Below are 20,567 nucleotides of genomic sequence, written 5' to 3'. Positions count from 1 at the left end.
CCGACGCGGGGCGTCGGCGCTGTGCATTCCATACCCTTGTGTACAATCCCGATAGCCATGGATTCCGACATTCTGGCGTCGCGAAGCGTCGTAAGTTCGTTTCAGGGGTTTCTAATCGGAAACAAGCCCGTTTTCACAAGCCCAAACAGGTTGATCCGGAACAAACAGTTTCAGCCGGTCCCCCAGTTGAATGCGCCCCGGGCGCTCGACCCATCCGGTGACGCCCCGACGCCCGGCCGCCGCAGGTTTGAAAGCTGCGCCATGCCCCGGTTGATCCGCTTCGATCTCGCGCCCCGGCAGAACACAAGGGGCGTTTTCCATGTCCACTGTTATCGTCGCCCCGTTCGTTGCCTGAAGACGCGAGGACGGGGGAATATGAGAGAAATCCGGGATTCCGCGCAGCACAATGGAAGCCCCAAGATAGGACGGGTCAAGCTGATCCAACCCCATGTCCTGCGCAATTTGCTGCAACTCCTCCTCGGACAAAACTGAAAGCTGACGCACGTTGCGAATTTCAGTGCCTTTCGGGTAAAGGTTCGAGACCCGGACACAGGACGCCCGATTGAGGCCTTCGTGGCGCTCACCCTTCACGCCGTCAAAACCCAGATCCAGCGTATCAACAGCCTGGGCCCGCAAAGAGGTTCCCGCAGGGACATAGCCAAGCCAGACTGCTTCAGCGGCAAATTTGGTTTCACGCAAAAACGGCATAGCCTTCCCTTTTCATCCTTTTTCTTGCGCGCATATTGCCCGGCAAAACACCGATGAAAAGAAAAAAGACCCGGACTATGCGCCGGGTCTTTTTTGACTATGCGGTGGGTTCAGGCTCCATCCCGCCATCGGGCGGAGATTTCTTGGCCTTTGTCTTGGGAATGGCCGTGACACTGGGCGCGCTGCCTTCATCTGGCTTGTCGCCTTCATCATCCTCGCTGGGTGATTCACCGTTCATAACGCGCTTGATCTCATCACCCGTCAGGGTTTCGTATTCAAGCAGGCCCTGCGCCAGGCGTTCCCATGCTTCGTGCTGTTCGGTCAGAATCTGGTGCGCGCGCTCATAACCCTGCTGGATAAGGCGTTTCACCTCTTCTTCGATCAGCTCTTTCGTATGGGCCGACACCGAGAACCCTGCGGTGTTGCCCTGATAGCCTTCATGCGCCTCGGCATAGTCGATGTTGCCAACCTTGTCCGACATGCCCCAGCGCATCACCATGGCACGCGCCAGCTGACTGGCCTGCATGATATCCCCGGCCGGGCCGTTCGAAACGTGGTCTTCACCGTATTTGATGACCTCGGCGGCTTTGCCGGCCATGGTCATGGCCAGCTTTTGCTCACACTCATCACGGTGGTAGTTCAGGCGATCCATTTCAGGCAGCGAAACCACCATACCCAGCGCACCACCGCGCGGAATGATCGTGGCTTTGTAGACAGGATCGCACAACGGCAGGGTCAGGCCGACAACGGCATGGCCGGCCTCGTGATAGGCTGTCTTTTCCTTCTGGTCCTGGGTCAGCACCATCGAGCGGCGCTCGGCGCCCATCATCACCTTGTCCTTGGCGTTCTCAAAGTCTTCCATGGTGACAAAGCGGCGACCCACGCGGGCGGCCATCAAAGCAGCCTCGTTCACGAGGTTCGCCAGATCGGCACCCGAGAAGCCCGGCGTGCCGCGAGCAATGATGCGCAGATCGACATCGGGGCCCAAAGGTGTCTTGCGTGCGTGCACGCCCAGAATCTTCTCACGGCCTTTGATGTCGGGGTTGCCAACGGTCACATTACGGTCAAAGCGGCCTGGACGCAGCAGTGCGGGATCCAGAACATCCTTACGGTTGGTGGCCGCCAGAATGATCACGCCTTCATTGGCCTCAAAGCCGTCCATCTCAACCAGCAACTGGTTGAGGGTCTGTTCGCGTTCGTCATTACCACCGCCGTAGCCAGCGCCACGATGGCGACCCACCGCGTCGATCTCGTCGATAAAGACGATACAAGGCGCATTCTTCTTGGCCTGTTCAAACATGTCCCGGACACGGGATGCACCGACACCCACGAACATCTCGACAAAGTCGGACCCTGAAATAGTGAAGAACGGCACACCCGCCTCACCCGCGATGGCACGGGCCAGCAAGGTCTTACCGGTGCCCGGAGGTCCGACCAGCAGCGCGCCCTTGGGGATCTTACCGCCAAGGCGGCTGAACTTCTGTGGATTGCGCAGGAATTCGACGATCTCTTCCAGTTCTTCCTTGGCCTCGTCGATGCCCGCGACGTCGTCAAATGTGACGCGGCCATGCTTTTCGGTCAGCATCTTGGCCTTCGACTTGCCAAAGCCCATCGCACCGCCTTTGCCGCCGCCCTGCATCCGGTTCATGAAATAGACCCAGACACCGATCAGCAACAGGAACGGCAACAGCGTGATCAGGAAAGACTGGAAGCCCGACTGCTGTTGCTTGACCGCTTGAACCGGGATGTTCTCATCGATCAAAAGCTTGGTGACCTCGGCATCGCCGGGTTTGATCGTGACGTAAGTCGCACCGCTCTCGGTCGTATAGCGGATCTGTTCACCATCCAGCGTCACGTTCTTGACTTCACCGCCTTGCACAGCGCCGACGAAATCGGAGTAAGTTCTTTCATTGCTCTGAAGCGTTCCGCCCGGTCCACTGAACAGATTGAACAGTGCAAGGATTAGCAGGAACAGAACGACCCAAAACGCGATATTGCGAGCGTTGCCCAAGGAAATTCTCCCAAAAGTTCCGGCAGGTGAGAAGCTGCCAAGTTACCTCTTAAAATAGAGAGGATTGTGGTATGTTCAATGCGATAAAAAAGATGCGTGGAACTCGGGCCATTCCGGCGTCGTGTCCGCGCGCCATCCATTCGCGAATCCCGCAAGCGGAGCGGCCAGCACCACGCCCCCCTTCCAGACCGCGGGCGTCGCACTCAAGGCCAGCCTGGGCCGGCCTGTTTCGCGCCATTCAGGCACCTGTCGCAGCCCGTCTTCACCCAGAGCGCGGATCTCGGCACCGGAAATTTCGGGACCGGTCAAGACCCATTTGCCATCCCAAACTTCGTCACGTGCTGAAATCCGAGCCTCCACGGCCTTGAATTCCCTGCAAATCCAAACACTCATCCCTTCCGGGACCAACAGGCAACCGCTGAGCGACCCTGCCCGCCCGTCGGTTATGGCCTTCATGGCCTGCTCGACCGCCGCCTGACGCGGGGGATATCCCTGCCCTGCGATCCAGGCAAGGCATCCAAGCAACACGCGGCGTCGGATTTCCTTGGGCAATGCGGCAAAACCGGCCCTGTTCACCTTCACGTCGCATTGTTCGATTTGGGCGACATTCCGTGCGGATTCCTGCGCAAAAACGCCCAGGGCTGCATTGGCCTGCGCCAGATTGTCGGCCACTCGCGACAGTGAAAGCGCATCAATTCCCAGTGGTTTGAGGCCGGACATGGCCTCTCGTGCCTTGATCCGGTCGAAACGAGGGTCCTGATTCGACGGGTCTTCGACCCATGTTGCGCCGATACCGGTCAGGTAGGTTCTCAGATCCTTGCGTGTGATCCCCAGCATTGGCCGCAGCAATGTCACCCCTTCCCATTGCCGGCTTGCCGACATGCCGGACAGTCCCGTGACACCTGATGAACGACCCAATCGCATCAGCAACGTTTCCGCCTGATCATCCGCCGTGTGCCCCAACGCGATGGCGTCGATTCCGCGCTGTTGCGCCCAACCGGCAAGCAGGCTGTAACGCGCCTTGCGGGCCTCGTCCTGAACATTGCCCGATCCGTCCCAACCCGCCCAATGCAAAATGTCATGCGGCAGCCCCAAAGCAGCGGCCTGGCGCGACACTGTCACGGCCTCCTGCGCTGCGTCGGGGCGCAAGCCGTGATCGACCGTGGCCACAAAAAGGGCGATCTCTTCGTTTTGGGCGACTTGATGCAAAAGATGCATCAACGCCACGGAATCCCCACCGCCCGAGACCGCCACGCCCAGTTTAGGCGGAAGCCTTTCGGGAAGCCGGGCGCGAAGCTCTGCAAGCAGGTTTTCGCTGTGACGATTCAAGAACACCCCAGCGCAGACATCTCTTGCGTCGCATCCGCAAATGCCGGTGCGGATGGAAAGCGCACGCCAACTTCGTTGAGCGTGATGCAGGCCTGATCGGTCTGCCCCAGACGCCCCAGCGCCGCGCCCAACTCGAACAGCGCCTCGGGGGCAAATGCGCCTTCGGAATCTCCGGTAAAGCTTGCCAAAAACGCCCGTGCCGCTTCGCGGGTGTCGCCAAGGCCTTCGAGCGCATGACCCCGTTTCAGATTCGCTTCGGGCGCCAGGGGGCTGCCAGGATAGTTCGCATCAAACTGCGCAAACAAATCAGCCGCAGTCTGGTAATTCCCATCGGCCAGTGCTTGCGATGCCGCGTCGAAATCCGCCCGCTCGCCCACGGCCAGTTCACCCTGATCGGTTTGGGATGGCGTGGCAGGCGTGATGACGGCCGTACCTACATCTGTGCCCTCTCCGCCCAGTGTGCTGGTCGGTTCGCCTGAAATCTCGCAGTTTGCCTCAAGCTCGCACAGGCGGAACTCCAGATCTCCGATGCGATTGGTGCCGTCTGAGACGATGTTTTGCACACGCTGGTTAAGCTGCTCGGTCTGACGGGTCAGGCGTTGCAGTTCCGCTTCAATGGCGTCAACCCGATCGAGAACCGAACTGCCGGACAAGTTTGGCGCGGGCGATCCTGTGGTGGAAAACTCGCGCTTCAGACGCTGAATTTCCACATGCAGCACCGTCAGCTCCTGACGTATGTCGGCCAGGGTTTGCTGATCCTGTGCCTGTGCAACACCGGCTGTCGCCATGACCGCCGCCAATACCCATCCTGCCATACGCATTGTCTTACCCCAGTGTTGATCCGGTCAGCACAGTCACTGCGCGGCGGTTCTTGGAATAGCATTCCTCAACGCTGCAAATCTCAATTGGGCGCTCCTTGCCGTAGCTGACGGTTTTGAGACGGTTGCCAGCAACACCGCGCGAAATCAGATACTCACGAGCGGCATTTGCGCGACGCGCACCCAGCGCAAGGTTATACTCGCGCGTACCCTGCTCGTCCGCGTGCCCTTCGATCGTGGCAACAAAATCCGGATTGGCCAGAAGCCAGTCCGCTTGCCCTTGCAACACGGTCTGCGCCTGTGGTGTCAGGGTGGACTGGTCCACGGCGAACAGAACACGATCCCCGACGGTCTGCTGGAAATACGCAGGCGAACGCGGGTCACTGGGCGAGCCCGGTACGATTGCGCCTGTGCCACCAGCACCGCTGCCGCCCAAGGCGGATGGGTCATTGTTCGTACAGGCGGCGATCACACTCAGCGCGCCCAACGCCAGGACTTTGCTCAATACATTCATTTCAAGTGCCTCGTGTTTTGATTGTTGCCGCCTGTCTACCACAGGGACGATTCGTTGTGAACTTTGCTGCGATCAATTCTGTAGTGGGCCCCATGACGGATCACTGCCGCCATCCGGTGTACGCACCGGGCGCAGGTTGCGGCCCGAGATATCCACCGAATACAGCGAGGCCCGGCCGCTGGCGCCCTGCGTTTCACGGGTGAACATGATGACGCGGCCATTGGGCGACCAGGTTGGGCCTTCATCCAGAAACGAGGCGGTCAACAAGCGTTCCTCTGATCCGTCCGTGCGCATCACCCCGATGTGGAAGCGGCCCTGATTTTGCTTGGTAAAGGCAATCAGATCGCCGCGCGGCGACCATACCGGCGTGCCATAACGACCCGAGCCAAAGCTGATCCGCGTTGCCTCGCCGCCATTCGCAGGCATCACGTAAAGCTGCGGAGTGCCCGAACGGTCGCTTTCAAACACGATCCGGCTGCCATCCGGCGAATAGCTGGGGGCGGTTTCAATCGCCGGCGTGTTGGTCAGACGAGTGCTTTGCCCCGACGCCAGATCCATTTTCCACAGATCCGTGTTTCCGCCCTGAATCAAGGAATACACGATCGACCGGCCATCCGGCGAAAAGCGGGGCGAAAAGCTCATGGTTCCGTCCTGCGTCTTCAGTTCCTGTCGTTTGACGCGGCCCACATCCAGAACATAGATGCGCGGGCTGCCGCTTTCATAGCTGGTGTACAGCAACCGATCGCCAGTAGGCGAAAAGCGCGGCGCCAGAACGATTGCGGCACTGTCGGTCATGTACTGCACGTTCGCCCCATCATAATCCATGATCGCCAGACGTTTCAGGCGTTGGTTTTTCGGTCCACTTTCCGAAACAAAGGCCACGCGGCTGTCAAAATAACCGCCCTCGCCTGTAATCCGGCTGTACACCTGATCTGCCACTTTGTGGGCCATGCGCCGCCAGCCCTCGGTGGTGCCTGCCAATTGCAACCCATTGCCCAGCTCCTGACCCGAAAACACATCCCAGACCCGGAACCGAACCGTGAGGTTCTTGCCCGAAACATTGACCGCCCCCGTAATCAGCGCGTCGGCATTGATCGCTTTCCAATCGGCAAACTGAACTGGTGCTTCGAAGCTGCTGACCCGACTGATGAAGGCATCCGAAGAGATCTCGCGGAACAACCCGGTTCCTGTCAGATCAGCCGCCACCACGCGCGAGATGTCCTGTGCATATTGCGCCGCTGACGGACCATCGGGAACAAAGCTCGGCACCGCAAAGGGCAATGGTTCGATAATGCCCTGGTCCAACTCCAGTCGCAGGGGACCGTTCTGTGCAAGAACCGGCGCAGACATCAGCGTCAGGCCGACAAAGAGGCTGGTCAGAAGTTTCATCATTTGATCCGCATCCTCTCGGGATTGAATGTAATCTCAACATCCTGCCAATGAGCGTATTTGTCAGCAGGCAAATCATATCCTCTGGCCCCGCAGCGCAAAATCGCGCGCCGGGCGGCCTGATAAGCCTGATTGGCCGCACCAGCAGACCCACCAGAACTGTCCAGCATCCGAATGCTGCCATCCACAACCGTACCATCACGGTTTAGCGAAAAAGCCACAACGACCACAGTACTCAGTGCATCCGTAGACAAAGAGCCCACATTCCAGCACTTGGACACGGCCAATCGCATCGCGTCCTTCTCGCCGCTGGTCAGCGGTGGGCCGGATGGCTGGGTTCCACTGCCCAAGGCTTCGGCCAGAGCGTCATTGATCGCGGCCTCGTCGGCTTGCGCGTCAGGTTCAGGCGCCGCCTCGGGCGTCTCTGCCACAACGGCTTCGGGCGGTGGGCTTGGGCGGTTCGGACGCACCCGCGGTCGCGGTGACGTAAGCGGAGACTGCTCTTTGGTTTCCTCTGCCTCGGTCACGATCTCGGGGGCCGCTTCTTCCGGCGCGGTCTGATCCTGTTGTTCTTGCTGAACCTCGGCGCCCTCGTCCAGAGACACCGGCGGCGTTTCGAAATCATCCGGTTTTGCCTCGGGCGGTGGTGGCGCTATGGCCTCGGGGGCAACACGATCGGACGGGCGCGGCTGCGCCTCGGGTCCCGGAGGCACAGGCTGTGCGACAGGTTCGACCTCGGGCTCTGTCAGTACCGGCAGCTCATCCGGCACGTCCGGTTCCGGCGGTGCTTCGACGATAACGGGGGCAGGCTCGGGTTCGGGTTCGGCAGGCACGACGGGTTCAGGGCGGGGTTGTTCCTCGACCACAGGTTCTGGCGGCGTGCTATCAGCCTGTGGTTCGGGCGGTTGTTGCAATGCCGTCGGCACCTCCGGGATATCAGGCGCATCCCGCTGGGCCGTCATGGCCGCGAATTGTTCAGCGGTTATCACGGACACATCCTGTACGGCCATCGGCAAAGGCTCGGACCGGAAGGTACCGCCGAAAAGCGCCGCTCCGATCAGGCTGACATGCGCAATCGCCGAAATCTTGGTGCCGGTATCCACCGTGCGCCCTCACTCTCCACCTTCGTCCAGCGTCGGCCCGCCCGTATCGGTCACAAGCCCAACGTTGGAAAACCCGCCCGCGTTCAGCGCGCCCATGACCTGCATGACCTGCGCGTAAGGAATCGCGCCATCGGCGCGCAGGAAAACCCGGTCACTGCTCCGCTCTGCGGCGATGGCCCGCAGCTTGCCGATCAGTTCCTCGCGCAACACGTCAGTTGTCTGGATCTGCACACGTCCATCTGCCGTCAGGGTTACGGTCAAAGGTTCTTCATTGTCACCGGGCAAAGCACTGGCGGCGGTCTTGGGCAGATCTACCGGAACACCGACGGTCAGCAATGGCGCGGCCACCATGAAGATAATCAGCAAAACCAGCATGACATCCACAAACGGTGTCACGTTGATCTCGGCCATGGGTTGCGCACGACCGCGACGCCGACCGCGTCTGCGCCCGTTTCCACCCGAGGATTGCTGAACCGCCGCGCCCATTGTCAGCTATCCAACTGGCGCGACAGGATGGTCGCGAACTCGTCAGCAAAGGCCTCATAGCCGCCCACGATGCGGTCACAGTCAGCACTGAGCTTGTTGTAGAAAATAACCGCCGGGATCGCGGCCAGAAGGCCGAGCCCCGTTGCCAATAGTGCCTCGGCAATACCCGGGGCCACGACCGCCAGGTTGGTATTCTGCTGTTCGGCGATTTCAATAAACGCATTCATGATGCCCCAGACGGTACCAAACAGGCCGATGAACGGCGCAGTCGATCCAACCGTGGCCAGTATGGGCAGACCTTTCTGCAAGGTCTCTGCCTCTTTCGCTATGGCCACATCCATGGACCGGTCTATCCGCGCGGTCGCTCCGGCAATCAATCCGCCATCATTTCGGTGCGACCTGCGCCATTCGATCATTCCGGCCGCAAAAATCTTTTCAGAACTGCCATCCGGCTGGGTTCCGATCTGCTCGAACAGCTCGTCCAAAGGGTTGCCGGACCAGAAGCTCTCGTCAAATGCCTGCGCCTCGCGACGGGCCGCGCGGTAATTTATCAGCTTCTGGATGATGATGCCCCAGGACCAGATGGATGCACCGATCAGCATCAACATCACCAATTTGACGATAAAGGTCGCGCGGGCATACAGCCCCCACATGGAGAAATCGATCTCCTGCGCCAGCGCCAGCGTTTCAGCTTCCATGAACCTGCTCTTTGTTTTTGCCTGACGGCCGTTTGTTTGGCCTTGTTTTGCCAAACGCTAACGCAGTTGGGGTTGAAATGCCAATAGAACCACCCCCGACCCTCAAATTGTTACATCAATGCGCGAATCTCTGCCGGAAGCCGGATCGGCCTGCCATCCTTGTTGATACACACGGCAGTGACCGAGGCGCGAAAAATCTCGGTCTCGCCACGCCGGACCAGCTGCGCCATGGTCAGCCGCACACCCGAGATTTCCGTGACTTCGGTTTCGACGATCAGTTCGTCATCGAACCTGGCTGGCGAAAGGTAATCGGCCTCGACCCGCCGCACGACCCAAACAATGCCTTCTTCCCGCATCGCGTTCTGGTCATTGCCCAGATTGCGCACCCAATCCGAACGCGCACGTTCGATATACCGCAGATAGTTCGCGTGATAGACGACGCCGCCCATGTCGGTGTCTTCATAATATACACGAACCGGGTAGGAATGTTTCATTGCGGTGGCTCCAACCGGGCAAACAACCTGAGCGCATGAGACGCATCCTGCGCCGAACCGGGCAAAACCGGATCGTAAGCAGCCCGAATCAACGCAGCAATATCGGGGCGCAGGATCGTCGTCTCGCCCGCCACGGCCAGCGGAGATTGCGTCCGAAACGCAGTGTCGGACCAAAGCAAGATGGTCTGCACCACCTGGCTCAGCGCCAGCGTTTCCGCCGGTATCTTGGACAACTGCTTGTCCATGCGCAGAAAAACAAAAGCCGCGCGGATCGCACCGTCTTCTTCGAACCGGAAGATGCGGTACTGGTTTGCATCCGCTTTAACCAAGCGCCCGACCAACGGTGCCAGATCCGGGATCAGACGATCAAGATCCGGCACGTCCAGCAGCTCTTTCCAATCCCGGAAGAAGAAGACCATGCAGTTGGCACCAAGTTCGGGGTCGGTTTCGGCCATTTTGTGACCGGCCAAGGTGACAACCGCCTCGAAGGCGCCCTTCACAGTGGACAGCGTTTCATCTTCAACGCCAAACACAATCGGCACGATGGGTCGTCCCCAACGGGCAAACAGAAACTCACCGCTTTCGCGCGTGAACAGCGCCTCAATCTCTTCCGGTGTCACGGTCAAGCCTTCATCTTTTCGAAAATACTCTCGCCGAAGGCATAAATTTTCCAAGCGCAAGCTTCAACCGAACAGATCGCTCTGCCGCTTGGGTGCAGCCATGCCCAGATGCGTCCAGGCCTTTTGCGCCAACATCCGCCCACGCGGTGTCCGCTGGATCAACCCCTGTTGCAACAGAAAGGGCTCGATCACTTCTTCCAGCGAGTCCCGGCTTTCAGACAGCGCGGCTGACATCGTTTCGATCCCGACAGGACCACCACCGTAATTTTCGGCGATCAGTTTCAGATACCGGCGGTCCGCACCATCCAGCCCCAAATGGTCCACACCCAGCCGCGTCAAGGCTCCGTCAGCCAGTTCGCGGGTAATCCGCCCATCTCCTTCGACAATGGCGAAGTCCACCACCCGGCGCAGCAGACGTCCGGCGATGCGCGGTGTCCCGCGCGACCTGCGCGCAATCTCACGCGCGCCCTCATCATCCGCCGGAGCGCCGAGTTTCCGCGCGTTTCGGGTGACGATCTCATGCAGTTCATCCACGGTGTAGAACTGCAACCGGGTCGGAATACCAAACCGGTCGCGCAAAGGTGTGGTCAGCAAACCCATGCGCGTCGTGGCCCCGACAAGCGTGAAGGGTTGCAACTCGATCCGAACCGTGCGCGCAGCGGGCCCCTCGCCGATCACCAGATCAAGCTCGAAATCCTCCATCGCGGGGTAAAGCACCTCTTCCACCGCCGGGTTCAGGCGGTGGATTTCGTCGATGAACAGGACATCACGCGCTTCGAGATTGGTCAGGATCGCAGCCAGATCGCCCGCTTTCGCCAGAACCGGCCCGGACGTCATGCGAAAATTCACCCCCAGTTCACGCGCCATGATCTGCGCCAGCGTCGTCTTGCCCAACCCCGGAGGGCCATGGAACAACGTGTGATCCATCGCCTCGCCCCGCTGGCGGGCGGATTGGATGAAGATGCGCAGATTGGCGCGCGCCTCGGCCTGACCGATGAACTCATCCAAGCCCTGCGGGCGCAATGCGCGGTCGTTGTCCTCGGGCAATGGGTCCGGGCGCACAGTGGGATCAGCGTCTACCATTCATTCAGCCTTTCGGAGCCAGCAATTGCAGGGCGGCACGGATCAAACCCGCTTCGTCTGCATCCGGGTTGTTGGCGGCGGCCTCGGCAACCGCGGCTGCTGCATCCGACGGCCCATAACCCAGATTGGACAAGGCAGACAGCGCACCCGCTGATGCCGCAGCGGCCCCAGAGGCTGGTTTTGGCGTCCGCTTCGGAGCAGGCGCTGCCTCGACAGGCTCTACAACTTCGATCGAAGGGCCATCCATCGCATCAATCACCGTGCCACCCATGGCCATCACGCCCGGCGCCTTGTCCTTGAGGTCCAGAACGATCCGCTGCGCTGTTTTCGGCCCCACACCTTTCGCCGCCTTGACCGCCGCCCAATCTCCCAGTGCGATTGCGCGGCTGACACCGTCCGGCCCCAGCGCGCTGAGGATCGCCAGAGAGACTTTCGCTCCGACCCCCTGAACCGAGCACAAAAGGCGATGCCATTCCTTCTCGACCAGCGAAAGAAAGCCATAAAGCTGCATCAGGTCTTCGCGCACGACCATGTCCGTATAGATCGAAACCGCCTCGCCCACGCCCGGCAGTGCCGCCATGGTCCGGTCAGAGCAATAGACGATGTATCCCACCCCCCGGACATCGATCAGCACGTGATCTGCGGCGCGATAGTCCAGCCTTCCGGTGAGTTTTCCGATCATGCCCGCACCTCTTTCACACGCACCTGTTGGGTCTTGCCGTAATAGGCATGGCAAATCGCAATCGCCAGAGCATCGGCTGCATCCGCCCCTTTGGGCTGACATCCGGGCAATTGCAGTTTGACCATGTGCAGCACCTGTTCTTTTTCCGCGTGCCCCACACCCACGACCGTTTTCTTGACCCGGTTCGGGGCGTATTCCCCAACCGGCAAACCAGCCTGAGCCAGTGTCAGCAACGCAACCCCACGCGCCTGACCCAGTTTGAGCGTACCGGCACCATCCTTGTTCACAAAGGTCTGTTCAATGGCTGCCTGGTCCGGTTGGTGATCGGCGATGACTTCGACAATCTGGTTGTGGAGAGACAACAGCCGCTCACCCAGATCATCCCCATCCGACTTGCACAAACCGTTGGCCACGTGGCTCAGGCGGCTGCCATTTGATTCGATGACGCCCCACCCCAGGGTCCTAAGCCCCGGATCAATGCCCAGAATTCGCATGTTTTGCCTCGGCCTGCTCGGGTTCTGTGATCTTTTTTCAACGCCTAGCACGAAGCGTGAACATTTTCCAAGCGAATTGACCCAAGGCCTGAAAACGACACCCCTGTCCCAAGGGCGACTCAACGTGCCATTTGCGACTTCAAAAAGTCTGAATTCGACACTTTTGTGAACGCGTTTTCACCAATTATTTAAGGAGATTACAGCCTTTTGCAGCATTGCAGGAAACGCATAGGACACATGCAAAAACTGAACTTGTGCGGGCGATTTGGCGGCACTAGATGCCGGGCAGATCGCAAGACTGCAAAGTGAACACCAACCAGAAGGAAACAGGATATGGCTGCACTGGACACCACCCGCTTCGCCTCCACTGGCTCGTTCGGCCTCGTTGGCCGTATCGGCGCATTTTTCGTATCGGCCGTGAACGCAGCTGTCGAATGGAATGACGCCCGCGTTACCCGCAACGCGCTGACCGGTCTGAGCGATCGTGAACTGGAAGATATCGGCCTGTGCCGCGGCGACATTGACGCCATCGCCCAAGGTCTCCGGTAATACCGACCACCACTCGCATTCGCCCCTTCCTCCTCCCTTGAGGGGCAAACAAAAACACCGCGCGCCCCGGGCACGCGGTGTTTTTTTTTGGAAACTGAGTCAAATTGAGATTCAGTATAAAACCTTGTTGAGTTGCACGGCAATCGCCTGCGACACCGGGTCGATCTGCATCACCCAGGCACCCGCTTTTTCGACCGATGTGCCTTCGTTCAAACTGTCGATCCGATATTGGTATCCGGTCGGGCCAAGGCTGGACAAAAGAAACGCCTTGAACGCCACAACACTCAGAAGCGTAAGCAACAGCACCCTGGCCGGCACTGCCGAGCTTACCCGCTGCGGCTTCATGACGACCAGGCCATCCTTGCGCATCGTCGCGCGATAGCCACGGCTCATCTTTTGATGTTTTTTGTTCAGGCGATTAACGCGCTGAGTGAACTCCAGTTGTTTACCCGTCATGGCAGCCTCCAAAAACCGCCCCCCTCGACTTCAGTCAGAAAACGGTAAATAGAGAATACGACAAAAACGTGGCAAAATTCCACAAAACTCCTGCAAATGGCCTAGTTTGAGCCCTGTTTCATTAAGATTAGGGTCGTCCACTCACCAATCTCACCTCTATGAGCGAGATTGAATTCATTTTGAGAATAAACCGACACCACGTCATCGGCCTGTTCGTTGAGGATCCCCGACAGGATTGCATAGCCTCCGGGACGCAGATTCGCCGCGATTTCCGGCGAGAGGGCGACCAGAGGACCTTTCAGAATATTGGCAAAGATCAGGTCGTAGGGTGCGTGCGCCCTGAGATCGGGGTGATCGAAACCCGCGGCTTCCACGCACCGTACGGCACCGGACATCCCGTTCGCCTTGAGATTGGCTTCGGCCACGTCAACGGCCACTTCATCAATGTCACTGGCAATGATGTCGCCGTCCCAAACCCGGGCTGCGGCCATGGCCAGAACGGCGGTGCCGCATCCGATATCCGCCACTTTCGTCGCGGTGAAGCCTTCGTCCAGCAATCTGTCAAAGGCCTTGAGGCAACCCAAAGTCGTACCATGGTGGCCGGTGCCAAAGGCCATTGCGGCCTCGATCAGCAATGGAATGCGACCTTCGGGCAGCTTGTCGGCATCATGGCTTCCATAGACAAAGAAACGCCCCGCCTCGACGGGTGCAAGCTCGCGTCGCACATGCGCAACCCAGTCGGTTTCCGGCAGCTCTGAAACAACAAACGGTTTGGCGTCGAACGCCGCTGCCAGAACCGCCAGCGCGGTCTCGTCAGGGGCTTCGGTGAAATATCCGCCGACCTCCCACAGGCCGGATCCGTCTTCGACTTCGAACACACCAACGCCGGTTGGCTCTGGCTCCAGACGTTCCATCGCCTCGCCCAGACCTTCGGCGGCCTTCTTACCTGTCAGCGTCGTCAGTGCGGTGAATGTGGGCATTGGGGCCTCCTGTCTCGATTGACACCGCGCCTAGGACGCCGCGCCGTCAAGGTCAAGCGCCGAGACCTATTCCGCAGGGGCCGGAGCGTATTTGGTCAGGATGGTCTCGTTGCCAGGCTCGGGGTGACGCGGGATCAACAGGGACAACAGCAGCGAAACGATCGCCATCGCCGCGGCCAGGCCAAACACAGCGCCCGGCGACACGACCCAAAGCAGGCCAAGCAAAGCGGGCAAAAACACCGCCGCAATATGATTGATCGTAAAGGCCACCGCAGCGGTCGGCGCGATGTCAGCAGGGTCAGCGATTTTCTGGAAATAGGTTTTCAATGCCAAAGCCAGCGCAAACAGCACGTGGTCGATCACATAAAGGATTGCCGCAAGCAGAACGCCCCAACCGAACCAATAGATGCCGCCATAGGCTGCGAACACGATGGCCAGGCCGGTGTATTCAAATATCAGCGTGCGCCGCTCACCGAACTTTGCCACCGCCTTTCCCAGCAATGGGGCGGCCAACATGTTGATCATCAGATTGATCAAATAAAGGCTGGTGAGCTCATGCACTTCAAAGCCGAATTTCTCGACCATCATGAACCCGGCAAAAACGACAAATATCTGCCGCCGCGCGCCTGCCATGAACTGCAATGCATAATACAGCCAATACCGGCGACGCAGGATCAACTTCTTGGTCTGCGGCGTGGGCGCATCGAATTGCGGATAGGCGAACAGACAGAACAGTGCCAACGCAGCCGTAACTCCACCCGACGCCATGAATACAAAGTTGTAGGACAGATCAAAGCGATCCCAGGTCAGTACGATCAGCCCATACACCACCATGGTCGCCGCCGATCCCATCGCAACCAGCCATCCCAGCACCTGCGGAGCACGATCTTTGGGCAGCCACTGCAATTGAAGCGACTGGTTTACGGTCTCGTAGTAATGGAACCCGATCGAGCTGAACAAGGTCACAAACAGCAACCCGCCCAGGCTGGGAAACCACGCGGTCACCGCCGTTGCGACGCCAAGCATCATCAGCGAGATCATCGCCAGCACCTGCTCGCGAATGAAAATGATGACGGCAATCACGCCAACCGCCAGAAACCCTGGAATCTCGCGCACCGTATGCAGCAGACCGATATCCGCGCCATCAAAGTTCGCCACCTCAATAACAAAGTTGTTCAGCAGCGCGCTCCATGCGTTGAACGCAATGGGCATGGTCAGCGCCATCATGAACAACAGCGTGATGGGGCGGCGCCAGAACGGCAGGCTCTGCGCCTCTGTAAGGGGCATGGGTTTCAGCATGAGACCCCTCTACGCCCATTTCGCTGCTTTGGCGAGAGGGAAGCGGTCTGCGCACAATCACCCTGCACAGATGCAGAGGTCAGTAAAAATTCTGTGGGTCGATATCGACGGTCAGGCGGATATCGCCCTTCAGGCGCAACGGGGCGATCCAGCGGGCAATGGCATCCTGAATCGGCGCCCCTTTCGGGGCTTTCACCAACAAGCGCACTCTGTGGCGACCGCGTATACGTGCAATAGGTGCCGGCGCCGGGCCAAAGACCTGAGCACCGATCGCGCGCAGGGGCGAATCGTTGCGGGCCATTGCATTGCCGATATCGAAGACCGGCCCGACCTCGGGGCCCGACAACACGATCCCGGCCATGCGACCATAGGGCGGCACGCCTGCCGCCTGCCGACCCGCTGCCTCGGCTTTCCAGAACCCTTCCTCATCACCCGACAGGATGGCCCGGATCACAGGGTGTTCCGGTTGAAATGTCTGCAAAAGCGCCTGCCCTGGCTTGTCCGCCCGTCCCGCGCGCCCAGCCACTTGCCGCATCAATTGAAACGTACGCTCAGCCGCGCGCAGATCCGCGCCGTGCAGAGACAGGTCAGCGTCAATCACACCGACCAATGTGAGCTTGGGAAAGTTGTGCCCCTTCGCCACCAACTGCGTACCGATGATAATGTCGGCATCCCCGGCGGCGATCTCTTCTATCTTGACTTTCAATGCCCGGGCTGAACCAAAAAGATCAGAACTCAGCATCGCGATTTTCGCCTCGGGGAAGGTCGCCTCGGCTTCTTCCGCCAGCCGTTCGATCCCCGGCCCGACCGGGGCCAGCTTGCCTTCCACGCCGCAGGAGGGGCAGGCTTCGGGCATCGGCTTGGTTTCGCCGCATTGGTGGCACATCAATCGCTTGAGAAACCGATGCTCGACCATGCGTGCGTCGCACTGATCACAGGCGATCTGCTCGCCACAGGCCCGGCACAAGGTCACCGGCGCATAGCCACGGCGGTTGATGAACAACAGCGATTGTTCACCTTTTTCGATCCGCTGCTGCACCGCTTGCCGCAAAGACGGAGAAACCCACGTTCCGGGCTGCATCTGCTCGGCCCGCATGTCGATGGGCTTCATCTCGGGCAATACCGCCGCCCCAAAACGCGAGGTCAGGTCAAGCCTTTCGTACTTGCCCGCCTCGGCATTGGCCCAACTTTCAAGCGAAGGTGTCGCACTGGCCAGGATCACCCGCGCGCCACAGATCGCCGAGCGCAGAACCGCCATGTCGCGTGCGCTGTAGTGCACGCCGTCTTCCTGTTTGTAGGACGTGTCGTGTTCTTCATCGACGACCACAAGCCCCAGATCGCGGAATGGCAGAAACAGCGCCGACCGGGCGCCCACGACCAGTTGCGCATTGCCCTGCCCGACCATCCGCCAGACCCGCCGCCGTTCCGTCATGGTTGCGCCGGAATGCCATTCCGCCGGGCGCGCACCGAACCGCGCCTCGACCCGGGTCAGAAATTCTGCGGTCAGGGCGATCTCGGGCAGCAGGACCAAGGCCTGCCGCCCCATGCGCAGCGCCTCGGCCACGGCCTCCAAATAGACCTCAGTCTTGCCGGAACCGGTAACGCCTTTCAGCAGCGTGGTGCCGTAATCACCGGTCCGCTGCCCGGCCTGAAGCCGTTCGACCGCCGCTGCCTGATCCGCTGTCAGGTCTTTCCCGGGAAGGTCCGGATCAAGATGAGGATAAGGCAGGTCGCGCGGGCTGTCCTCTTCGCGCACGGCGCCTTGTTTGACCAACCCTTTGACAACAGATGACGTTACACCCGCCTGCTCGGCGAGCTCTTTCAAGGTAAAAGCCAGCCCGCCGTAGTCGCGCAATACCCCCAGAACCCGGGTCCGCGCATCGGTCAATCGGTCTGGTTGGCCTTCACCCAAGCGATAGACCTTGCGCATCGATGGCGGATCACCCAAGCCCGGTGCCCGCGTCGCCAGACGCAGCATCGCAGGCATTGGTGTCAGAGTGTAATCGGCGACCTTTTCCAGAAACACCCGCATCTCTTCACGCATCGGTGCAACGTCAAGAACCCGGATTACCGAGCGCGCCTTGCTCAGGTCAAAGCCGCCCTGCCCCGGCCCCCAAACCACCCCAAGCACCTTGCGTGGTCCCAAAGGAACCTCAACAAACGCGCCCAGAACGCACCCGCCTTCGGGCGCTTTGTAATCCAGCGTCCGGTCAAGCGGCTGCGTTGTAAGCACCGCAACCAGCTCTCCTTGGTCGAAAAATCCGTTAGCGCTCACGGCATATCCTTCGCAGGGGGTTCCAGCAGGGGTCTCTTTGAGGTAAAGCCATCCGCGACCAAGGCCAACCCATCAAAGGACTGCCCTCATGAAATTCTTCGTAGACACCGCCGAGATCGACGCCATTGCCGAACTGAACGATCTGGGCATGGTGGACGGCGTAACCACCAACCCTTCGCTGATCCTGAAGTCAGGTCGCGACATTCTGGAAGTGACCAAAGAGATATGTGATCTGGTCGATGGCCCGGTATCGGCCGAGGTTGTCGCCACCGAAGCTGACGACATGATCGCCGAAGGCCGCAAACTGGCCAAGATCGCACCGAACATCGCGGTCAAAGTTCCGCTGACATGGGCCGGTTTGAAAACCTGCAAGACGCTCAGCGACGAAGGCCAGATGGTCAATGTGACGCTCTGCTTCTCGACCAATCAGGCGATTCTGGCTGCGAAAGCGGGCGCGACATTCATCTCGCCTTTCATCGGTCGGCTTGACGATATCAACCTCGACGGCATGGACCTGATCGCAGACATCCGTCAGGTCTATGACAACTACGGGTTCGAGACCGAAATCCTTGCTGCATCGATCCGTACCGTCAACCACGTGACCGACAGCGCCCGCATCGGAGCCGACGTGATCACCGCACCGCCTGCCGTAATCAAGAAGCTGGCCGACCATCCGCTGACCGACAAAGGTCTGGAAACCTTTCTGGCCGACTGGGCCAAAACCGGTCAGAAAATCCTCTGATCTGGCTTGCAACCGCGCGGCGCCATCAGGCGCCGCGCCCGGCCCAACGGCCAAATGCCTGATCTGTGATCGGGCATGGCGGGCGGGAGCCCCTTGCCACAACATGCAAGGAAATCCACCCTTGCGTGCATTTTTTCCAAGGCAAATCCGGTCCGGCATGTTATAAGCCGCGACAACAAAAAAAGACCGGACGGGACATGAGCAGCACCCCCAAACTCGAGGATAACCTCCGCGCGGCAATTCTGGCCGAGCCGGATGTCGTACTGGACGACAAAGACCTGATGCAGGCGCTTGTCGCTGCCAACGAACAAGCGCGCGGCGACAACGTGATAGACCTGCGCGGCATCGCGATGCAACGGCTCGAGGCGCGACTGGATCGGCTGGAAGACACCCACCGTTCCGTCATCGCTGCGGCCTATGAAAACCTCGCGGGCACCAATCAGGTCCACCGCGCCATTCTGCGATTGCTGGAACCTGTCGAGTTCGAAGATTTCCTGCGCGCGCTGGGCGCCGATGTGGCGGACATCCTGCGCGTCGACAGCGTTACGCTGGTTCTGGAAACAACCGTGGTTCAGAACGATCCCGCAATCGACACGTTGGGCGGGGTCCTGACGATCGCGGAACCCGGTTTCATCGACCGGTACCTGACCATTGATCGCGGCGGTCCTGCGCGGGATGTGATCTTGCGGGAAATCCACCAGCCAAACCGACGTGTTTTCGGGTCACAGGCCGATCAGCTTCGTTCCGAGGCCTGCCTGAAGCTGGACCTCGGGGCCGGTCGCCTTCCGGGCATGATCGTCATGGCCGCCCGCGACCCGCGGCATTTCACCCCGCAGCTGGGCACCGATCTTCTGGCCTTTTTTGCCGGCGTGTTCGAACGCTCGATGCGCCACTGGTTGTCGTGAGCCTGATCTCGCCCGCCTGCCGCGACGCGCTTCAGCATTGGCTGGACAGCCTGAGCGCGCTTGCTGGACGATCCGAGAATACGCTAAATGCCTATCGTGGCGATGTCGTCGAGTTTCTGTCGTTCATGACCCTGCATCACGCCGAACGGCATGGCCTGAAGGCGCTCGAACGGATCACGGTGTCGGATATGCGCGCCTGGATGGCGGATCAGCGCGGCGCGGACGTCAACGCGCGGTCTTTGGCGCGCAAACTGTCGGCGGTCAAAAGCTTCTACCGTTGGCTGGCAGAGCGTGAGGGGTTCGAGCCCACCGCCGTTCTGTCCACCCGCGCGCCGAAATTTACCAAGAAACTGCCCCGTCCGCTGGCCGAAGATGCAGCCCGCGCCATGATCGATACAGTGGAACTGCAATCCACATCCGACTGGGTCGCGGCGCGCGACGTCGCGGTTGTCACGCTGCTGTACGGATGCGGCCTGCGCATATCCGAGGCGCTGTCCCTGACCGGAGCGGACGCGCCTTTGCCCACCACGCTGCGCATCGTCGGGAAAGGCGACAAAGAGAGGGTCGTACCGGTTCTTCCTGCCGCCCGCGAAGCGGTCGACGGATACCTGAAGCTGTGTCCCCATCCACAAGCACAGGACAAAGCCCTGTTTCGAGGCGTCCGTGGCGGGCCATTGAACCCGCGTGCAATCCAAGGGGTCATGGCCAAGGCACGTATGCAATTGGGGCTGCCCTCAACCGCAACACCCCACGCGATGCGGCACAGCTTTGCCACCCACCTGCTGTCAGCCGGAGGCGACCTGCGTGCCATTCAAGAGCTTCTAGGCCACGCCTCTTTGTCGACGACGCAGGCCTATACGGCAGTGGACACTGCGCGGTTGATGGAGGTCTACAACAGCGCGCATCCCAAAGCCTGAAGTGCACATGACTCG

22 protein-coding genes are annotated in these 20,567 nt (G+C 59.9%); 4 read left to right on the top strand and 18 right to left on the bottom strand.

All coding sequences use genetic code 11. The features are described from left to right. Positions 1-111 precede the first annotated feature (111 nt). The 14 genes from ACR3E6_RS09590 to ruvC form a co-directional block, all read right to left on the bottom strand. Entirely contained in the window at positions 112-708 is a 597-nt protein-coding gene (locus ACR3E6_RS09590) for an MOSC domain-containing protein (protein WP_171636835.1), read from the bottom strand. Between the two features lie 97 nt (positions 709-805). Further along, complete coding sequence (gene ftsH / locus ACR3E6_RS09585; protein WP_171636833.1) at positions 806-2,719, bottom strand: ATP-dependent zinc metalloprotease FtsH; 1,914 nt, start codon at positions 2,717-2,719, stop codon at positions 806-808. Positions 2,720-2,794: 75 nt separating this feature from the next. Then, positions 2,795-4,054 carry a tRNA lysidine(34) synthetase TilS gene (gene tilS, locus ACR3E6_RS09580; protein WP_480486887.1) on the bottom strand — a complete coding sequence of 420 codons (1,260 nt, stop codon included), beginning with the start codon at positions 4,052-4,054 and terminating at the stop codon, positions 2,795-2,797. Continuing rightward, positions 4,045-4,869: a tol-pal system protein YbgF gene (gene ybgF / locus ACR3E6_RS09575; protein WP_480486885.1), complete on the bottom strand. Its 825-nt coding sequence runs from the start codon at positions 4,867-4,869 to the stop codon at positions 4,045-4,047. Before ybgF ends, tilS begins: the two co-directional genes overlap by 10 nt. A gap of 4 nt (positions 4,870-4,873) precedes the next feature. Continuing rightward, complete coding sequence (gene pal, locus ACR3E6_RS09570; RefSeq protein WP_152457229.1) at positions 4,874-5,380, bottom strand: peptidoglycan-associated lipoprotein Pal; 507 nt, start codon at positions 5,378-5,380, stop codon at positions 4,874-4,876. Between the two features lie 72 nt (positions 5,381-5,452). Then, a complete protein-coding gene (gene tolB, locus ACR3E6_RS09565; RefSeq protein WP_171636829.1) occupies positions 5,453-6,772 on the bottom strand; it encodes a Tol-Pal system beta propeller repeat protein TolB in 1,320 nt (439 codons plus the stop codon). Next, entirely contained in the window at positions 6,769-7,872 is a 1,104-nt protein-coding gene (locus ACR3E6_RS09560; RefSeq protein WP_480486883.1) for an energy transducer TonB, read from the bottom strand. Before ACR3E6_RS09560 ends, tolB begins: the two co-directional genes overlap by 4 nt. 9 nt (positions 7,873-7,881) lie before the next feature. Beyond that, on the bottom strand, positions 7,882-8,358 hold the full coding sequence (gene tolR, locus ACR3E6_RS09555) for a protein TolR (RefSeq protein ID WP_152457226.1): 477 nt from the start codon (positions 8,356-8,358) through the stop codon (positions 7,882-7,884). 2 nt (positions 8,359-8,360) lie between these two features. Then, entirely contained in the window at positions 8,361-9,056 is a 696-nt protein-coding gene (tolQ, locus tag ACR3E6_RS09550) for a protein TolQ (protein ID WP_152457225.1), read from the bottom strand. Between the two features lie 110 nt (positions 9,057-9,166). Continuing rightward, a complete protein-coding gene (ybgC, locus tag ACR3E6_RS09545; protein WP_171636827.1) occupies positions 9,167-9,550 on the bottom strand; it encodes a tol-pal system-associated acyl-CoA thioesterase in 384 nt (127 codons plus the stop codon). Further along, a complete protein-coding gene (locus ACR3E6_RS09540) occupies positions 9,547-10,170 on the bottom strand; it encodes a hypothetical protein (protein WP_171636956.1) in 624 nt (207 codons plus the stop codon). The genes ybgC and ACR3E6_RS09540 overlap by 4 nt, the downstream gene beginning before the upstream one ends. Before the next feature lie 63 nt (positions 10,171-10,233). Beyond that, the gene (ruvB, locus tag ACR3E6_RS09535) at positions 10,234-11,253 is read right to left on the bottom strand and encodes a Holliday junction branch migration DNA helicase RuvB (protein WP_171229583.1); all 1,020 of its coding nucleotides are present in this window, start codon (positions 11,251-11,253) and stop codon (positions 10,234-10,236) included. Between the two features lie 4 nt (positions 11,254-11,257). After that, positions 11,258-11,935 (bottom strand): Holliday junction branch migration protein RuvA, encoded by a 678-nt coding sequence (gene ruvA / locus ACR3E6_RS09530; protein WP_171229582.1) that lies wholly within the window; start codon positions 11,933-11,935, stop codon positions 11,258-11,260. Then, positions 11,932-12,429: a crossover junction endodeoxyribonuclease RuvC gene (ruvC, locus tag ACR3E6_RS09525; protein WP_152457220.1), complete on the bottom strand. Its 498-nt coding sequence runs from the start codon at positions 12,427-12,429 to the stop codon at positions 11,932-11,934. Before ruvC ends, ruvA begins: the two co-directional genes overlap by 4 nt. A gap of 333 nt (positions 12,430-12,762) precedes the next feature. Here ruvC and ACR3E6_RS09520 point away from each other — a divergent pair, with 333 nt between their 5' ends. Further along, positions 12,763-12,978, top strand: a complete 216-nt coding sequence (locus tag ACR3E6_RS09520) for a DUF1127 domain-containing protein (RefSeq protein ID WP_171636824.1) — start codon at positions 12,763-12,765, stop codon at positions 12,976-12,978. Positions 12,979-13,089: 111 nt separating this feature from the next. On the opposite strand, the gene ACR3E6_RS09515 is transcribed toward ACR3E6_RS09520, so the two are convergent. The 4 genes from ACR3E6_RS09515 to ACR3E6_RS09500 form a co-directional block, all read right to left on the bottom strand. Next, positions 13,090-13,434 (bottom strand): hypothetical protein, encoded by a 345-nt coding sequence (locus ACR3E6_RS09515; RefSeq protein WP_171636822.1) that lies wholly within the window; start codon positions 13,432-13,434, stop codon positions 13,090-13,092. Between the two features lie 101 nt (positions 13,435-13,535). Then, positions 13,536-14,414, bottom strand: a complete 879-nt coding sequence (locus tag ACR3E6_RS09510) for a 50S ribosomal protein L11 methyltransferase (protein WP_480486880.1) — start codon at positions 14,412-14,414, stop codon at positions 13,536-13,538. A gap of 66 nt (positions 14,415-14,480) precedes the next feature. Then, complete coding sequence (locus tag ACR3E6_RS09505) at positions 14,481-15,713, bottom strand: MFS transporter (protein ID WP_171724443.1); 1,233 nt, start codon at positions 15,711-15,713, stop codon at positions 14,481-14,483. Positions 15,714-15,792: 79 nt separating this feature from the next. Then, a complete protein-coding gene (locus ACR3E6_RS09500) occupies positions 15,793-17,988 on the bottom strand; it encodes a primosomal protein N' (protein ID WP_480486878.1) in 2,196 nt (731 codons plus the stop codon). 88 nt (positions 17,989-18,076) lie between these two features. Here ACR3E6_RS09500 and fsa point away from each other — a divergent pair, with 88 nt between their 5' ends. The 3 genes from fsa to ACR3E6_RS09485 all read left to right on the top strand — a co-directional run bounded on the left by fsa (position 18,077) and on the right by ACR3E6_RS09485 (position 20,552). Next, positions 18,077-18,730: a fructose-6-phosphate aldolase gene (gene fsa / locus ACR3E6_RS09495; protein ID WP_152457215.1), complete on the top strand. Its 654-nt coding sequence runs from the start codon at positions 18,077-18,079 to the stop codon at positions 18,728-18,730. A 197-nt stretch (positions 18,731-18,927) separates the two neighbouring features. Beyond that, positions 18,928-19,635: a DUF484 family protein gene (locus ACR3E6_RS09490; protein ID WP_480486876.1), complete on the top strand. Its 708-nt coding sequence runs from the start codon at positions 18,928-18,930 to the stop codon at positions 19,633-19,635. Continuing rightward, positions 19,632-20,552 carry a tyrosine recombinase XerC gene (locus tag ACR3E6_RS09485; protein ID WP_209834933.1) on the top strand — a complete coding sequence of 307 codons (921 nt, stop codon included), beginning with the start codon at positions 19,632-19,634 and terminating at the stop codon, positions 20,550-20,552. The genes ACR3E6_RS09490 and ACR3E6_RS09485 overlap by 4 nt, the downstream gene beginning before the upstream one ends. The last annotated feature ends 15 nt before the right edge of the window (positions 20,553-20,567 follow it).

Source organism: Ruegeria sp. AL3 (genome assembly GCF_056536065.1).
This window is presented reverse-complemented; position numbering and strand designations above follow the sequence as displayed.

Bases quoted from the DNA above. Each gene is read 5' to 3' on its own strand.
- ACR3E6_RS09590 (WP_171636835.1), bottom strand. From the start codon at position 708: ATGCCGTTTTTGCGTGAAACCAAATTTGCCGCTGAAGCAGTCTGGCTT.
- ybgF (WP_480486885.1), bottom strand. From the start codon at position 4,869: ATGCGTATGGCAGGATGGGTATTGGCGGCGGTCATGGCGACAGCCGGT.
- pal (WP_152457229.1), bottom strand. From the start codon at position 5,380: ATGAATGTATTGAGCAAAGTCCTGGCGTTGGGCGCGCTGAGTGTGATC.
- tolB (WP_171636829.1), bottom strand. From the start codon at position 6,772: ATGATGAAACTTCTGACCAGCCTCTTTGTCGGCCTGACGCTGATGTCT.
- tolR (WP_152457226.1), bottom strand. From the start codon at position 8,358: ATGGGCGCGGCGGTTCAGCAATCCTCGGGTGGAAACGGGCGCAGACGC.
- tolQ (WP_152457225.1), bottom strand. From the start codon at position 9,056: ATGGAAGCTGAAACGCTGGCGCTGGCGCAGGAGATCGATTTCTCCATG.
- ybgC (WP_171636827.1), bottom strand. From the start codon at position 9,550: ATGAAACATTCCTACCCGGTTCGTGTATATTATGAAGACACCGACATG.
- ruvB (WP_171229583.1), bottom strand. From the start codon at position 11,253: ATGGTAGACGCTGATCCCACTGTGCGCCCGGACCCATTGCCCGAGGAC.
- ruvA (WP_171229582.1), bottom strand. From the start codon at position 11,935: ATGATCGGAAAACTCACCGGAAGGCTGGACTATCGCGCCGCAGATCAC.
- ruvC (WP_152457220.1), bottom strand. From the start codon at position 12,429: ATGCGAATTCTGGGCATTGATCCGGGGCTTAGGACCCTGGGGTGGGGC.
- ACR3E6_RS09520 (WP_171636824.1), top strand. From the start codon at position 12,763: ATGGCTGCACTGGACACCACCCGCTTCGCCTCCACTGGCTCGTTCGGC.
- ACR3E6_RS09515 (WP_171636822.1), bottom strand. From the start codon at position 13,434: ATGACGGGTAAACAACTGGAGTTCACTCAGCGCGTTAATCGCCTGAAC.
- ACR3E6_RS09510 (WP_480486880.1), bottom strand. From the start codon at position 14,414: ATGCCCACATTCACCGCACTGACGACGCTGACAGGTAAGAAGGCCGCC.
- ACR3E6_RS09505 (WP_171724443.1), bottom strand. From the start codon at position 15,713: ATGCTGAAACCCATGCCCCTTACAGAGGCGCAGAGCCTGCCGTTCTGG.
- fsa (WP_152457215.1), top strand. From the start codon at position 18,077: ATGAAATTCTTCGTAGACACCGCCGAGATCGACGCCATTGCCGAACTG.
- ACR3E6_RS09490 (WP_480486876.1), top strand. From the start codon at position 18,928: ATGAGCAGCACCCCCAAACTCGAGGATAACCTCCGCGCGGCAATTCTG.